Genomic DNA, 13,926 nt, shown 5'->3' with positions numbered 1-13,926 from the left:
CTGCTCGTGCGAAGCACGCAAAACCTGTTTCGTGTGCTGTGCACGCATGCTTCACTGGATTCCGGCTTGACCGGCCCTGCGGCCGTTGAGAGCCGCCGGAATGACGGTGCTGGAATGCGAGGCGGGAATGACGGTGCTGGAATACCAGTATCGGAGCAGGAACGCCGATCCATGCCCTGGTCTTACCGCTCGAACAGCGCAATCGACTCCACGTGCGCCGTATGCGGGAACATGTCCATCACCCCCGCCGAAACCAGCCGGAAGCCGTGCCTGTGCACCAGGATGCCGGCGTCGCGCGCCAGCGAGGCCGGGTGGCAGGAGACGTAGACGATGCGCTGCGTCGCCTTGTGCGGCAGGTAGTCGAGCACCTTGTCGGCGCCGGCACGCGGCGGGTCGAGCAGCAGCTTGTCCCAGGGCTGGCGTGCCCACTCGGCGCCGCGCTGGTCCTCGAACAGGTTGGCGACGTGGAAGCGCGCGTTGGCGATGCCGTTGCGCGCGGCATTGTCGGCGGCCCGCGCCACCAGCCCGTGCTCGCCTTCCACGCCCGCCACCTCGGCGACGCGGCGCGCCAGCGGCAGGGTGAAGTTGCCCAGCCCGCAGAACAGGTCGAGCACGCGGTCGGCCGGCTGCGGGTCGAGCAGTTCCAGCGCGCGCGCCAGCATGCGGCGGTTCATGCCGGCATTGACCTGCACGAAGTCCAGCGGCTGGAACTCCAGCTCCACGTCGCCGGCGTCCGCGCCGGCCGGGATGCGGAAGGCCAGCCGCGGCTGCTCCGGCCACAGCGGATGCACGCTGCTGATGCCGCCCGGCTGCAGGTAGATGGCGAAGCCGTGCCGCTGGCCGAACCCGACCAGCGCGGCGCGGTCGCGCTCGCTCAGCGGCTGCAGGTGGCGGAACACCAGGGCGACCGTGTCGTCGCCGGCGGCGAACTCGATCTGCGCGATGTCGGCGGCGGCGTCCATCGTGCCGATCAGTTCGGCGAGCAGGCCGATCTTCGGCCCCAGCGCCGGATGCACCACTTCGCACTGGTCGATGTCGGCGACGAAGCGCGGGTTGCTCTCCTCGCGGAAGCCGACCAGCACGCGTCCCTTCTTCGCCACCGCGCGCACCGACAGGCGCCCCTTGCGACGATAGCCCCAGGCTTCGTCGGTGAGCGGCGGCAGCCAGGACTGCGGCTCGACCTTGCCGATCCGCGCGAAGTTGTCGGCCAGCGCGCGCTGCTTCACCGCGATCTGCGCCTCGGCGTCCAGGTGCTGCAGCGAGCAGCCGCCGCACTGGCCGAAATGCCGGCACTTCGGCTCGACCCGATGCGGCGAGCGGGTGAGCAGCTCGGCCACCTCGGCCTCGTCGAAATTGCGGTGGCGCTTGCGGATGCGCAGGCGCACCTGCTCGCCGAGCAGCGCGCCGCTGACGAACACGGCCTTGCCGTCGATGCGGGCGACGCCCTTGCCATCGTGGCTGAGGTCGGTGATTTCGGCTTCGAATTCTTTCATGGGGCTCGGCGTACCGTTCCGGTCTCTTGCGACAAAACGCGCGCGCCCGGATCGGCTGACCCGGGCGCGGCAATCGGGTGGAAGGTTGCGGGCGGCCGGAAAGCCTATTTCTTCTTCCAGGCGCCTGCGGCGTCCTGATAATACCAGCCCGCATGCGCGCGCTCGATCCAGCCCTTGGCGAAGGTGGCGCGGATCTGCGGCTCCCATTCCGGGTGGTTGTTGGCCGAAGCCACCTCGCGGTAGAGCGCGTTGCGGTCGCGGTTCTCGTCCGCCACCGCGGCGTTCACCTGCGCGCGCTGGCTGAGCGGCACCTTGCCGGCGTCGCGCACGGCGACCAGGCCGTCGCCGGTGAAGCCGACCGCGCCGCTGGCGAGCAGGCTCTGCAGCACATCCTGGTAGCGTGCCTTCATGCGGCCGCGGATCGCCTCGGTGGCGGCGGTCTGGATGCGCACGTCCGGGGTCTCGGCGGCCTGTGCGGCGGGAACCAGCAGATCCAGCAGCATCGCCGACGGCTGCCGGTCCTGCTTCGGCGGCGCCGGCCGGTCGTCGCGGTTGCCGGCCGCCGGCGCCTGGCCGTCGTCGATCACCGTGCCGATGAAGCGGTCGGCGGCCTTCTGCGCCGCCGCCTCGGGAAAGTAGACGTTGATGGTCACGCAACCCACCAGCGCGACCAGCAGCGTGGTCAGCAGGACGTAGACGAACTTGCGCATGACGGGCTCCATGGGGGGAATGGGGAATCAGCGGATCTGCGGGCCGTTGCCTTCGGTGGCCGCCTTCAGGCGGCGCACCAGGGTCGGCCAGTCGACGTTCTGCTGGTGGCCGATCACCTGCAGCCGCGGCAGGCCGCTGCCCTCGACGATAGTGTAGCCGTCTCCGTCGCGTTCCAGGCCGCTCATGTGGCAGACCGAATCCTGCAGCACGCAGTTGAGGCCGATGCGCTTGTAGCCGAAGGTCTTGAACAGTTTCAGCACCGCGCCCTGCAGGCCCGCCGCCACGCCGCCGCCGCCGACCGAGGTGAGGTTGTTCACCGCGCGCTGGCTGATCCGCCCGCCGCTGCCGGCGAGCAGCTTCGCGTCGAACGCCACCGGGTTCCAGTTCACCAGGCGCAGCTTGTCGATCGAACCGTCCAGCCGCCCGGTGATGTTGCCGAAGTCGAACACGCTGGTGAGCGCCCCGAGGTCGAGCTGGCGCAGGCTCAGGTCGCCGGCCAGCACCGGGCTCGCCCCGAACGGGTCCTGCAGCGAAAGCCGGGTGATGTCGACGAAGCCGTCGAACACGTTCATCGACAGGCCGCCGGCCAGTTCGAAGCGGTTGTCCACCCAGCGCAGCGAGGGGATCGCGCCGCCGAGGGTGCCGGGGAACTGCGGCCAGCCCACCGCCTTGCTGAAGGCGGCCATGTCCACGCCGCTCAGGGTCAGCGAGGTGGCCAGCCGCTGCCCCTTGGCCGCCGCCGGGCGCCAGTCCAGGTTGCCCACGCGCAGCCGGCCGTTCAGCAGCGGCACTTCGAGCGGGCGCTGCAGGCTCAGCGTGCCGTCCCTGCTTTGCCAGCGCGACTGCGCGGCGCCGTTCGCCATCCGGTAGACCATCAGTTGCCGCCAGGCCAGCGTGGTGGCCGGCCGCGAGCCCGCGACCGACCAGTCCAGCCCGCCGCGCAGGCCGCTCATCGCGAGGCGGCCATCGCCGTCGGCGACATCCAGCCCGTCGGTGTCGAACGCGAAGGCGTGCAGGCCGTCCTCGCGCAGGTCCAGGCTGCCGCTCAGGTTGCCGGCGATGCGCATCTCGCGCAGCCCCAGCGTGGCGAGCCAGGCCTGGCCGTAGCGCTGGTAGGCGGCCGGGAAGCGGGCCTGGAAACGGTCCAGCCGCAGCCGGGAAAGCGCGCCCTTGGCGTCGAAGGCGAGCGCGCCGTCCAGTTGCAGCGCATCGGCGTCGCCGACGTGCAGCCGCCCCAGCTCGAAGCCGCCATTCCTGGCCGTGGCGCCCAGGCCCAATTGCACCGGGTGCGCCGGCAGCTTCGCGTACAGCGGGCCGAGCAGCAGCTCGCCGCCGCGCAGGACGGCGTCCAGGTCGATCCGCGCCGGCCCGCCGGTGGTGTCGATGCCGATCCGGCCCGCGCCCTTCACGCCCTGCCCGGCCAGCGTGCCGGCCGGCGTGTCGAAGCCCGCGCCGTCGAGGCTGAACTGGCCGGAGGACTGGATGCCCTTGCCGCGCACGTCCAGCGCCAGCGAGGCGTCCAGCCGGCCGCCCGTGACCCGCCCCGACCATACCGTGCCGAGCAGCCCCTGCAGCCAGCCGGCCGGCAGGTTCTGCAAGGTGATCTGCGCATGGCTGGGCTGGTCCAGCGGCATCCACGCGCTGGCCGTCGCCTTGGACTGGCCGATGGTGGCCTGCAGCGTGTTGGCGCCCTCGTCGATCACCACATCGAGCGTGGCGTCGCTCAGGGCGCCGCCCGCCGCCCCCTGCAGCTTCAGCGCTCCGCTCAGCAGCCAGCGCAGTTGCGGGTCGCGGCGCAGGTTGCCGTCCAGGGTCAGGCCGACCCGCTTCCAGCCCATCGCGGCGACCTCGGCCTTGCCCGCCTGCAGCTTCACGCGCAGGCCGCCCTCGCCGTCCTCGCCGATCTGCACGGCGACGTTCTGCAGCTTCACGCCCGGCATGCCGATCTGCCTGGCGGACAGCGCGATGTCCGCCCGCGCAGGGGCGGCCAGCAGCACGCCGAACAGGACGAGGCACGAGAGCAGATGGCTTGATATGGAACGCATGTCCCGCCATTCTGCCAAACTCGGCTGAACGACATGGATTTCGTCATGCTTGACGCGCCCGCCACCGACGGAAAGACGCCGCGATCCGGCACGCGCATCCTGCGCGTCCTGGTCGCCGACGACGACCCGGCCAGCCGCCGCTTCCTCGCCGACGGCCTGCGCAGCCTGGGCGCCGACCCGCACGCCTGCGCCGACGGCGCCGCCGCCCTCGCCCATGCGCGCAGCGACGTCTTCGACCTGCTCCTGCTCGACTGCCGCATGCCCGGCGGCGGCGCCCGGCAGATCCTCGAAGCCTTGCGCAGCGACCCGACCGCGGCCTCGTCCGACAGCGTGGCGGTGGCGACCAGCGCCGAGGTAGGCCCCGGCGACCGCCAGCAATTGCTGGCCGCCGGCTTCGGCGAGGTGCTGCAGAAGCCCTGCGACCTGCGCAGCCTGCAACGCGTGCTCGCGCTCGTGCAGGCCGGCGGCTGCGAAGCGCCCCTGCTCGACGACGACGCCGCCCTGGTGAGCACCGGCGACGCGCGCACCATGCACGCCCTGCGCGGCCTGCTGCGCGAGGAACTGGCCAGCCTCTGCGGCGAGCTGGACCGGCTCGGCGCCGACCCCGGCGGCTTCGCCGAGCGGCTGCACCGGCTGCGTTCCTCCTGCGGATTCTGCGGCGCCGCCGCACTGTCGGCGCAGGTGATCGCACTGCAGCAGCGGCTGGCCCAGGGCCAGCCGGTCGCCCCGTTGCCGGTGCAGCGCTTCCGCGAGGCGCTGCTGGCGACCCTGGACGCCCTGGAACCGTCCGACTGAGCTCAGCGGCGCGACACAGCCCCGGCCAGCACGCGCCACGCACGCAGCTCGCCGCCACCCAGGTGGAACCGGATCACCTCGCGCATCATGCCGCGCAGGGCGGCCAGGCCGGCGGCGGAAGGCTTGCGGTCCTGCGCGAACGCCAGCAGGTCGCCGCCGCGCAGTGCGCGCGCCGTGCCCGGCGCGCAGCGGACCGGGCCATGCTCGGCGCGGTAGAGGTAGTCGCCGTCCTCGTCCAGGCTCTCTCCGCTGTCGGCATCGAACGAGAGTTGCAGGCCATAGCCGAGCGCGTCCAGCAGGTCGCGCTCGAAACGGCGCAGCGTCCAGCCCAGCCCGGCCGGCATGCACAACTGCGGCAGCGTCTGCGCATAGGCTTCGTACAGCGGCGGATGCGGATCCTGCCGCCCGGTCAGCCGCACCACCAGCTCGTTGAGGTACAGCCCGGCCAGCCCGGCGTCGCCCGGCAGCCGCAACGGCAGGCCGGCGGGCTCGGCGCCCAGCAGGGTAGCCAGCTCGCCGCGCAGCATCAGGTCGATCGCCAACGGCTGGAACGGCTCCAGTTGCGCCCGCTGCAGCCGCGCCCGCTCCCGCCGCACGCCGCGCGCGACTACGCCAAGGCGGCCATGGTCGCGGGTCAGGCATTCGAGCAGCAGCGACGTCTCGCGGTAGGGCCGCGCATGCAGGACGTAGGCGGGTTGCTGCTCGATGCGCATGGGGAATCAGGAGTGAGGTGAGAGGAGTGAGGAGTGAGAGAAAAGCTGGAGAGACCGGGCACCCTCGCTCGCCGCACACCGTTCTCTCACTCCTCACTCCTTATCTCTCACTCCTAATCCGTATAGCCGAACTTCTTCAGCATCGTCTCGTCATCCACCCAGCCCTCGCGCACCTTCACCCACAGCTTGAGGAAGACCTTGCGCTCGAACATGCGCTCCATGTTGCGCCGGGCGCCGCTGCCGACCGCCTTGAGCTGGGCGCCGCCGGCGCCGATCACGATCGCCTTCTGGCCTTCGCGCTCCACCCAGATCACCGCATGCACCTCGGCGACGCCGTCCGGGCGGTCGCTGAACTGCTCGATCTCCACCGTGGTGGCGTACGGCAGCTCCTGGTCGAGCCGCAGCATCAACTGCTCGCGCACCATCTCGGCGGCCAGGAAACGCTCGCTGCGGTCGGTGACCTCGTCCTCGCCGTAGACCGGCGGCCGCACCGGCAGGCGCGCGAGGATGCCCGCCTCCAGCTCCTTCAGCCCCTTCTGCTTGAGCGCGCTGACGTAATGCACCTCGTCGAAGCTGTGCCGGGTCATCAGCTCGGCCACGAAGGGCAGCATCGCGCCCTTGTCCTTGGCCAGGTCGACCTTGTTGATCGCCAGCAGCCGCGGCGTCTTCTGCTCGACCAGCGCCGCGTACAGCGCCTCGTCCTCGTCGGTCCAGCGACCGGCCTCGATCACCTGCACCACCAGGTCGACGTCACTGATCGCCGAGCGCGCGGCGCGGTTGAGGCTGCGGTTCATCGCGCGCTTGGCGCCGCGATGCAGGCCGGGCGTGTCCACGTACATGATCTGGCCGGCCTCGCTGGTGCTGATGCCCAGGATGCGGTGGCGCGTGGTCTGCGGACGCGGGCTGACGATGGACAGCCGGAAGCCGATCAGCGCGTTGAGCAGGGTCGACTTGCCGACGTTCGGCCGCCCGGCCAGCGCGACCAGGCCGCAGCGGAAATCCGGATGCGGCAGTTCATCGGGCTGCATGCCGGTGCCTGCGGCGGCGTCCAGTTCGTCGTTCATGGTTTCGATAGCTCTTGGTTTCGGATGACAAGCATGGCGCCGCCGGCCCGCGGATGCCAGCCGTGCGTGCGACGCGAAAACGGTACGGGGCGGAACTCAGGGCTGGCCGGCCTGCTCCAGCAGGTGGCCGAGCACGATCTCGGCCGCGTCCTGCTCGGCCGCGCGGCGGCTCGGGCCGCTGGCGTCCGCGCTGATCGCCGCCGGTTCGGCGATCGTGCAACTGACGTCGAAGGTCTTGGCGTGGTCCTCGCCGCGGCTGTCCTTCAGCACGTACGCCGGCAGCGGCAGGCCGCGCCCTTGCAGCCATTCCTGCAGGCGGGTCTTGGCGTCCTTGGAGGACTTCGGCAGCGCGTCGATGCGCGGCCGGAACAGTCCCCGCACCACCTCGCGGCAGGCGGCGAAGCCCGCATCCAGGTAGACCGCGGCGATCATCGCCTCGAAAGCGTCGGCGAGGATCGAATCGCGCCGGAATCCGCCGCTCTTCAGCTCGCCCGGCCCCAGCTTCAGCTCGTCGCCCAACTCCAGCTCGCGGGCGACCACCGCCAGCGCCTGGCCGTTGACCAGTTGCGCGCGCAGGCGCGACAGCTCGCCCTCGCTGGCCTTGGGGTGCGCCTCGTAAAGCATCTCGGCGACGATGGCGCCAAGCAGCGCGTCGCCGAGGAATTCCATCCGCTCGTTGTTCGGCTTGCCGATGCTGCGATGGGTCAGCGCGAGCTGCGCCAGCACCGGATCGTTGAAGCGGTAGTCCAGCTTCAAGGCTTACTGGCCCACGTTGCCCTGCAACTGCACGCTCTTCTCGAAGTGCAGCAGGAACGAGATGTTGTACATGAACGGGATCACCTTGTCGTATTCCACGTGGAGCTGGGCGCTGTTGTTGGCGCGCACCAGGGTGATGTCCTTCGGCTTGATGGTCGAGTCGTCCACGTACTGGAAGCCCATCTTGAACATCAGGTCACGCCGGATGTCGTCCAGCGTCTTGCCCTCGGTGCCGCTGCTGGCGATCTGGGTCATCGCCTTGCTCACGCCCATGTACTCCGAATAGGCCGGCACCAGCTTCATCGCCATGTAGCCGAAAAAGCCCAACACGATCAGCACGATCAGAAACCCGATCAGGGTGATGCCCGACTGCTTCGCTTTCATAGTCCCCTCGCCATGCCGCTGCGCGGCGTCCCCTGGATGATGTAAGACAAGCCACCGACCGCCACCCGGCGCCGGCCGCACGAGCTGCGGATTCTCCCGCGCCGGCCCGCAGCGGTCACCGGCGCAGAATCGACGCCCGTCACGCTTTCGTCAATGGATGACCGTGCCCATCCGCGAAAGGTCGAACCAGCCCGCATCCGTGCCCCGCCAGCTCAGCCAGATCAGGAACGCCTTGCCGGCCAGGTTCTGCTCCGGCATGCAGCCCCACCAGCGGCTGTCGGTGCTGTTGTAGCGGTTGTCGCCCATCACGATGTAGCAACCCTGCGGCACCACCGACGGGACCTTGTCGTTCGGGATCGCGTTGGGGGTGGTGTAGGCCGGCATCCGCGCGATCAGGTGGTTGACCTTGCCCAGGTGCTCGGTCCACACGGTGGCGCCGTAATCGAGCATCACCCGCGACTCGTCGCGCTTCGGATTGCCCTGGTACGGGCCGGCCTCGTCCGCCTGAACCGGCTGGCCGTTGATCAGGAGCTGGTCGCCGTGCGACTCGATGCGGTCGCCCGGCAGGCCGATCACGCGCTTGATCCAGTTCTGGTTCGGCACCGGCGCATGCGGGTCCGCGCAGCTCTGGTCGCCGCTGCGTACCAGCTTGCCGCTGCCGTCGTCGCACAGGTAGCCGGGGAAGCGGAACACCACCACGTCGCCGCGCTTAGGCTCGCCCAGGCTGACGAACTTGTTGTTGAACGCCGGCATGCGCAGCCCGTAGGCGAACTTGTTGACCAGGATGAAGTCGCCCACGTCCAGGGTCGGCATCATCGAGCCGGACGGGATGCGGAAGGGTTCGGCCACGAACGAGCGCAGCAACAGCACCACCAGCACCACCGGGAACAGCGAGCGCGCCCAGTCCACCGGCACCGGATCGCGGTATTCCGCGCCCGCGGCATCCAGGCGCGCCTTGCGCTTCTTGTACAGGAACAGGCGGTCCAGTCCCCACACCACACCGAACACCACGGTGAGGCCGAGCAGAATCGCCGAGAAATCGAATTCCATGCCTTGACTCCAGGTTTCCAGGTGGATCATCGCTGATCGCGTTTATTTGTCCACTTTCAGTACGGCCAGGAAAGCTTCCTGCGGAATCTCGACGCGGCCGACCTGCTTCATCCGCTTCTTGCCTTCCTTCTGCTTCTCCAGCAGCTTTTTCTTGCGGCTGACGTCGCCGCCGTAGCACTTGGCCAGCACGTTCTTGCGCAGGGCCTTCACGGTGGAGCGCGCGATGATCTGCGCGCCGATCGCCGCCTGGATCGCCACATCGAACTGCTGGCGCGGGATCAGGTCCTTCATCCGCTCGACCAGGTCGCGGCCGCGGCGGTCGGCGTGGCTGCGGTGCACGATCAGCGAGAGCGCGTCGACGCGGTCGCCGTTGATCAGCACGTCCACGCGCACGAACGGGCCGGCGTCGAAGCGGTCGAAGTGGTAGTCCATCGAGGCGTAGCCGCGCGAGACCGACTTCAGGCGGTCGAAGAAGTCCAGCACCACCTCGGCCAGCGGCAGCTCGTAGCTGATCTGCACCTGGGTCGCCAGGTACTGGATCGAGCGCTGCACGCCGCGCTTCTCCTCGCACAGGGTGATCACGTTGCCGATGTAGTCCGGCGGCGTGAGGATGTTGGCGACGATGATCGGCTCGCGGATCTCCTGCACCTGCGGCGACGGCGGCAGCTTGGCCGGGTTGTCCAGCGACATCGTCGAGCCGTCGCTCTTGAGGATCTCGTAGACCACGGTGGGCGCGGTGGTGATTAGGTCCAGATCGTATTCGCGCTCCAGCCGCTCCTGCACGATCTCCATGTGCAGCATGCCGAGGAAGCCGCAGCGGAAGCCGAAGCCCATCGCCTCGGAGGACTCCGGCTCGAAGAACAGCGCCGCGTCGTTCAGGCGCAGCTTGTCCAGCGCCTCGCGCATCGCCGGGTAGTCGTCGGCGGCCACCGGGAACAGCCCGGCGAACACGCGCGGCTGCATGGTCTGGAAACCGGGCAGCGGCTTCTCGGCCGGCTTGCCGGCCTGGGTCAGGGTGTCGCCCACCGGCGCGCCGTGCACGTCCTTGATCGAGGCGTTGATCCAGCCCACCTCGCCCGCGCTGAGCTTGTCCAGCTTCTTGCGCTTGGGCGTGAACACGCCGACGTCGTCCACCTCGTGCACGCGGCCGGTGGACATCACCAGCAGTTTGTCGCCCGGCTTGATCTCGCCCTGCATGATGCGCACCAGCGACACCACGCCCAGGTAATTGTCGAACCACGAGTCGATGATCAGGGCCTGCAGCCGGTCGGTGTCGCGCGGCTTCGGCGGCGGGATGCGCGCGACGATCGCCTCGAGCACCTCGACCACGTTGAGGCCGGTCTTGGCGCTGACCGCCACCGCATCGGTGGCATCCACGCCGATCACCGCCTCGATCTCGCCCTTCACCTTCTCGACGTCGGCGGTGGGCAGGTCGATCTTGTTGATCACCGGCACCACTTCCAGGCCCTGCTCCACCGCGGTGTAGCAGTTGGCGACCGACTGTGCCTCGACACCCTGGGCGGCATCCACCACCAGCAGCGCGCCCTCGCAAGCGGCCAGCGAGCGGCTGACCTCGTAGGAGAAGTCGACATGGCCGGGGGTGTCGATGAAGTTGAGCTGGTAGGTCTTGCCGTCGCGCGCCTTGTACGGCAGCGACACCGACTGCGCCTTGATGGTGATGCCGCGCTCGCGCTCGATCGGATTGGAGTCGAGCACCTGCGCTTCCATCTCGCGGTCGGCCAGGCCTCCGCAGATCTGGATGATGCGGTCGGCGAGCGTCGACTTGCCGTGGTCGATGTGGGCGATGATGGAGAAGTTGCGGATCAGTTCCATGGAGCACGCTGTCGGCTTTCACCGCCCGGCGCCGTGGCGCGGGCGGCGCGTCGCCGGGATGGCGACGCGAACCCGGCATTATCGCATGGAAACGGGGCGCGGCCGCCGGCCGCGCGATCGGAAACGGACGGAGGCCGGCGGGCCAGGCGGACCGCCGGCCCGGGCCTCACTTGTCGGACGGCACCGTCAGGCCGATGAACTGGCTCTGGTCGCCACGCTTCACCAGCAGCAGCACCGTGTCGCCGGCCTTGACGCCCTGGGTGGCGGTACGGAACGCCGCCGCGCTGCCGACCTTCTGCTGGTTCACCATCAGCACGATGTCCCCCGGCTGCAGGCCGGCCTGCGCGGCCACCGGGCCGGTGACGTCGCCCACCAGCACGCCCTCTCCAGCCTTCAGGCCGGCCTGCCGCCGGGCGTCGGCGTCGAGATCCTCCACCGACAGGCCCAGGGCGGCCGAGCCCGTCCGCGCCGCCGGCTGCTGCGCCGAAGCCAGGGAGCCGCTTGCGTCCTTGTCGCGCGGCGCGGCACCCACGGTCACCTCGACCGTCTGCTTCTTGCCGTGCCGGAGGATCTCCACGGGCACGCGCGTGCCCGGCTTGGTCAGGCCGACCAGCGGCGGCAGGTCCGGGCCCATGCTGATGGACTGCCCGTTGTAGCCGACGATGATGTCGCCCGGCTGCAGGCCCGCCTTCTCGGCCGCGCTGCCGGCGACCACGTCGGACACGATCGCGCCGTTGCTGTTGGGCAGCTTCAGCGCCTTGACCACGTCGTCGGTGAGCGGCCCCACCAGCACGCCGAGCTGGCCGCGCGTGACGAAACCCTTGTCCTTGATCTGCTGCACCGCGCTCATCGCCACGTCGATCGGGATCGAGAACGCCACGCCGAGGTAGCCGCCGGTGTTGGAATAGATCTGCGAGTTGATGCCGACCACCCGCCCCTGCAGGTCGAACAGCGGGCCGCCGGAATTGCCGCGGTTGATCGGCACGTCGGTCTGGATGAACGAGGTATAGGGCTGGTCGCGGTTGCCGAGGTTGCGGCCCACTGCGCTGACGATGCCCTGGGTCACGGTGTAGTCGAAGCCGAACGGCGAGCCGATCGCCAGCACCCACTGGCCCGGCTTGAGCGTGCGCGAGTCGCCGATGCTCACCGCCGGCAGGTTGCCGCCGGCATCCACCTTGAGCAGGGCGATGTCGTACTGCGGGTCGGTGCCGACCACCTTGGCGGTCAGGGTGCGGCGGTCCTGCAGGCGCACGGTGACCTCGTCGGCGTCGTCCACCACGTGGTTGTTGGTGAGGATGTAGCCGTCGCTGGAAAGGATGAAGCCGGAGCCCAGCGAGGTGCGCTCCTGCTCTTCCGGCGAAGGCATCATCGGCATGCCGAAGAAACGGCGCAGGATCTCCGCCTGGTCGTCCGGGATGCCCCGCGGCCCGGCCGCCGGGCCGCCGCGGCGGGCGCGCTTGCCGTTGTACTTCGCCTCCACGTGCACGACCGCGGGCGCGTTCTTCTGCACGATGCCGGTGAAATCCGGCAGCGCCTGGGCGGACGGCGCGGCGGGCGGCGCCGTCTGCGCCTGCACGCCGGCCGAGGCCGCCAGCGCCACCGCGACGGAGCAGGCCAGCATGCGCAGATTCGGTCGATTCATGGATTTCCTCCTTGGGCACGAGAGTCTTGGGTACGAGAGTGACGCACACGCCGGCACGCGGCCCGGAGCCGGGCCGGCGCAGACGGTTTCATGGGGGAACGGCCACCGCGGCGATCACACGCGGCGCCGCATCACTGTGCGCTGGCGGCGGCCTGGCGCGAAACGGGCCGCACGGCCGCGGGACGCGGGTCGACCAGCAGCAGGTAGGCGCCGTCGCGGTTGAGCTCGTGCGCGCGTTGCAGCCGGTACGGCGAAAGCTGGTTCGCGTACGGCAGGGACATGTCGCCGTACGCATCGCCCAGCGTCGCCGAGGCCCGCTGGCTGTACTGCGATACCGAGCTGGCGCTCAGCCACGGCGGCACCGCCGCGGGCGTGGCCGGCTGCTGCGCATGCGCGGCGCCCTCGGCCAGCGAGGTGTCCATGCCGGTCGTGCCGCCGGCCGCCACGGCGCGCCCGCGGTCGTTGCCGCCGGGCTGGGCCAGCATCAGGGCCGCGGCCGCCACGCTGGCGGCGATCGCCCCGCCGGCGGACCAGCGCAGCCAGTGCGAACGGCGTGCCGCCGGGCGCTGTTCCTGCCCGATGGCCTGCATGACGCGCTCGGCAAACCCCTCCGCGGCCAGCGGCGGCAGTTGCCGGCGCAGGCCGTCGCGCGCGACGTGATAGCGGGACCATGCCTCGCACAGGCCGGCGTCGTGCTCGAAGCGGCGCAGCAGGAAGCGCAGCTCCTCCTTCGACAGGGCGCCGTCCATGCCGGCGGAAAGGTGTTCACGATGGGCTTCAGTCATGTCCGGTCCTCGCGGCTTCACAACAGCGGCCGCAGTTTCTGGTCGATCGCCTCGCGTGCACGGAAGATGCGCGAGCGCACCGTGCCGATGGGGCATTGCATCACCTCGGCGATTTCCTCGTAGCTGAGGCCATCCACCTCGCGCAGCGTGATGGCCGTCCGCAGCTCCTCGGGCAGGGCTTGGACAGTATCGAACACGGTTCGTTCAATTTCCTGCCGCATCAGCTCGCGCTCCGGGGTCGCGCTTTCCTGCATGCGTTCGGCACCGGCCGCGAAAACCGCGTCGTCGGCCGCGATGTCGTCGTTCGGCGGGCGCCGGCCCATCGCCACCAGGTGGTTCTTGGCCGTGTTCACGGCGATCTTGTACAGCCAGGTGTAGAAGGCGCTGTCGCCGCGGAACGAGCCGATCGCCCGCCAGGCCCGCACGAACGCCTCCTGCGCGATGTCCTCGCATTCGGCGTAGTTCTTCACGTAGCGGGACACCAGCCCGATCACCTTGTGCTGGTACTTGCGCACCAGCAGGTCGAAGGCCCGCTTGTCGCCGTTTTGGACGCGCTCGACCAGCGCGCCATCCAGTTCGTTCTCGCCCATCCGGGCCGTCTCCCTCATCGCTGCCGCCACTGCTTCGGAGCCCCCGCCGGATGTGAACAGGCTGA

Annotated in this window: 13 protein-coding genes; 1 reads left to right on the top strand and 12 read right to left on the bottom strand. The window is 69.9% G+C overall.

Features of this window, described 5'->3' with window-relative positions:
- Nucleotides 1-182 precede the first annotated feature (182 nt).
- The 3 genes from rlmD to ASG87_RS04435 all read right to left on the bottom strand — a co-directional run bounded on the left by rlmD (nucleotide 183) and on the right by ASG87_RS04435 (nucleotide 4,249).
- Nucleotides 183-1,493: a 23S rRNA (uracil(1939)-C(5))-methyltransferase RlmD gene (gene rlmD, locus ASG87_RS04445; protein ID WP_056001412.1), complete on the bottom strand. Its 1,311-nt coding sequence runs from the start codon at nucleotides 1,491-1,493 to the stop codon at nucleotides 183-185.
- 104 nt (nucleotides 1,494-1,597) lie between these two features.
- Nucleotides 1,598-2,203 (bottom strand): YdbL family protein, encoded by a 606-nt coding sequence (locus ASG87_RS04440; protein WP_056001507.1) that lies wholly within the window; start codon nucleotides 2,201-2,203, stop codon nucleotides 1,598-1,600.
- Nucleotides 2,204-2,230: 27 nt separating this feature from the next.
- Nucleotides 2,231-4,249 (bottom strand): hypothetical protein, encoded by a 2,019-nt coding sequence (locus ASG87_RS04435; RefSeq protein ID WP_056001409.1) that lies wholly within the window; start codon nucleotides 4,247-4,249, stop codon nucleotides 2,231-2,233.
- Nucleotides 4,250-4,294: 45 nt separating this feature from the next.
- Between ASG87_RS04435 and ASG87_RS04430 the strand changes: the two genes are divergently transcribed.
- Nucleotides 4,295-5,044: a response regulator gene (locus ASG87_RS04430; protein WP_235499562.1), complete on the top strand. Its 750-nt coding sequence runs from the start codon at nucleotides 4,295-4,297 to the stop codon at nucleotides 5,042-5,044.
- A gap of 2 nt (nucleotides 5,045-5,046) precedes the next feature.
- Here ASG87_RS04430 and recO read toward each other — a convergent pair whose 3' ends face one another.
- From recO to rpoE, 9 genes are all read right to left on the bottom strand, one after another.
- Nucleotides 5,047-5,757, bottom strand: coding sequence for a DNA repair protein RecO (recO, locus tag ASG87_RS04425; RefSeq protein ID WP_056001403.1), 711 nt, complete (start codon nucleotides 5,755-5,757; stop codon nucleotides 5,047-5,049).
- Nucleotides 5,758-5,870: 113 nt separating this feature from the next.
- Nucleotides 5,871-6,821: a GTPase Era gene (era, locus tag ASG87_RS04420; RefSeq protein ID WP_056001400.1), complete on the bottom strand. Its 951-nt coding sequence runs from the start codon at nucleotides 6,819-6,821 to the stop codon at nucleotides 5,871-5,873.
- 96 nt (nucleotides 6,822-6,917) lie between these two features.
- A complete protein-coding gene (gene rnc, locus ASG87_RS04415) occupies nucleotides 6,918-7,577 on the bottom strand; it encodes a ribonuclease III (RefSeq protein ID WP_056001397.1) in 660 nt (219 codons plus the stop codon).
- Between the two features lie 3 nt (nucleotides 7,578-7,580).
- Nucleotides 7,581-7,961, bottom strand: coding sequence for a DUF4845 domain-containing protein (locus tag ASG87_RS04410; RefSeq protein ID WP_056001394.1), 381 nt, complete (start codon nucleotides 7,959-7,961; stop codon nucleotides 7,581-7,583).
- Nucleotides 7,962-8,111: 150 nt separating this feature from the next.
- A complete protein-coding gene (gene lepB, locus ASG87_RS04405; RefSeq protein ID WP_056001392.1) occupies nucleotides 8,112-9,011 on the bottom strand; it encodes a signal peptidase I in 900 nt (299 codons plus the stop codon).
- A gap of 42 nt (nucleotides 9,012-9,053) precedes the next feature.
- Entirely contained in the window at nucleotides 9,054-10,844 is a 1,791-nt protein-coding gene (gene lepA / locus ASG87_RS04400; RefSeq protein WP_056001389.1) for a translation elongation factor 4, read from the bottom strand.
- A gap of 166 nt (nucleotides 10,845-11,010) precedes the next feature.
- On the bottom strand, nucleotides 11,011-12,486 hold the full coding sequence (locus ASG87_RS04395; protein ID WP_056001386.1) for a DegQ family serine endoprotease: 1,476 nt from the start codon (nucleotides 12,484-12,486) through the stop codon (nucleotides 11,011-11,013).
- A gap of 131 nt (nucleotides 12,487-12,617) precedes the next feature.
- Nucleotides 12,618-13,271 carry a sigma-E factor negative regulatory protein gene (locus tag ASG87_RS04390; RefSeq protein ID WP_157510878.1) on the bottom strand — a complete coding sequence of 218 codons (654 nt, stop codon included), beginning with the start codon at nucleotides 13,269-13,271 and terminating at the stop codon, nucleotides 12,618-12,620.
- Between the two features lie 17 nt (nucleotides 13,272-13,288).
- A complete protein-coding gene (gene rpoE / locus ASG87_RS04385) occupies nucleotides 13,289-13,861 on the bottom strand; it encodes an RNA polymerase sigma factor RpoE (protein ID WP_157510877.1) in 573 nt (190 codons plus the stop codon).
- Between the last annotated feature and the right edge of the window lie 65 nt (nucleotides 13,862-13,926).

Origin of the sequence: Frateuria sp. Soil773, from assembly GCF_001428405.1 — a bacterium.
GTDB lineage: Bacteria > Pseudomonadota > Gammaproteobacteria > Xanthomonadales > Rhodanobacteraceae > LMSL01.
Note: the sequence above shows the minus strand (reverse complement) of the source record. Positions and strands in the feature narration are given on the sequence as shown.

Bases quoted from the DNA above. Each gene is read 5' to 3' on its own strand.
- rlmD (WP_056001412.1), bottom strand. From the start codon at position 1,493: ATGAAAGAATTCGAAGCCGAAATCACCGACCTCAGCCACGATGGCAAG.
- ASG87_RS04440 (WP_056001507.1), bottom strand. From the start codon at position 2,203: ATGCGCAAGTTCGTCTACGTCCTGCTGACCACGCTGCTGGTCGCGCTG.
- ASG87_RS04435 (WP_056001409.1), bottom strand. From the start codon at position 4,249: ATGCGTTCCATATCAAGCCATCTGCTCTCGTGCCTCGTCCTGTTCGGC.
- ASG87_RS04430 (WP_235499562.1), top strand. From the start codon at position 4,295: ATGCTTGACGCGCCCGCCACCGACGGAAAGACGCCGCGATCCGGCACG.
- recO (WP_056001403.1), bottom strand. From the start codon at position 5,757: ATGCGCATCGAGCAGCAACCCGCCTACGTCCTGCATGCGCGGCCCTAC.
- era (WP_056001400.1), bottom strand. From the start codon at position 6,821: ATGAACGACGAACTGGACGCCGCCGCAGGCACCGGCATGCAGCCCGAT.
- ASG87_RS04410 (WP_056001394.1), bottom strand. From the start codon at position 7,961: ATGAAAGCGAAGCAGTCGGGCATCACCCTGATCGGGTTTCTGATCGTG.
- lepB (WP_056001392.1), bottom strand. From the start codon at position 9,011: ATGGAATTCGATTTCTCGGCGATTCTGCTCGGCCTCACCGTGGTGTTC.
- lepA (WP_056001389.1), bottom strand. From the start codon at position 10,844: ATGGAACTGATCCGCAACTTCTCCATCATCGCCCACATCGACCACGGC.
- ASG87_RS04395 (WP_056001386.1), bottom strand. From the start codon at position 12,486: ATGAATCGACCGAATCTGCGCATGCTGGCCTGCTCCGTCGCGGTGGCG.
- ASG87_RS04390 (WP_157510878.1), bottom strand. From the start codon at position 13,271: ATGACTGAAGCCCATCGTGAACACCTTTCCGCCGGCATGGACGGCGCC.
- rpoE (WP_157510877.1), bottom strand. From the start codon at position 13,861: ATGGGCGAGAACGAACTGGATGGCGCGCTGGTCGAGCGCGTCCAAAAC.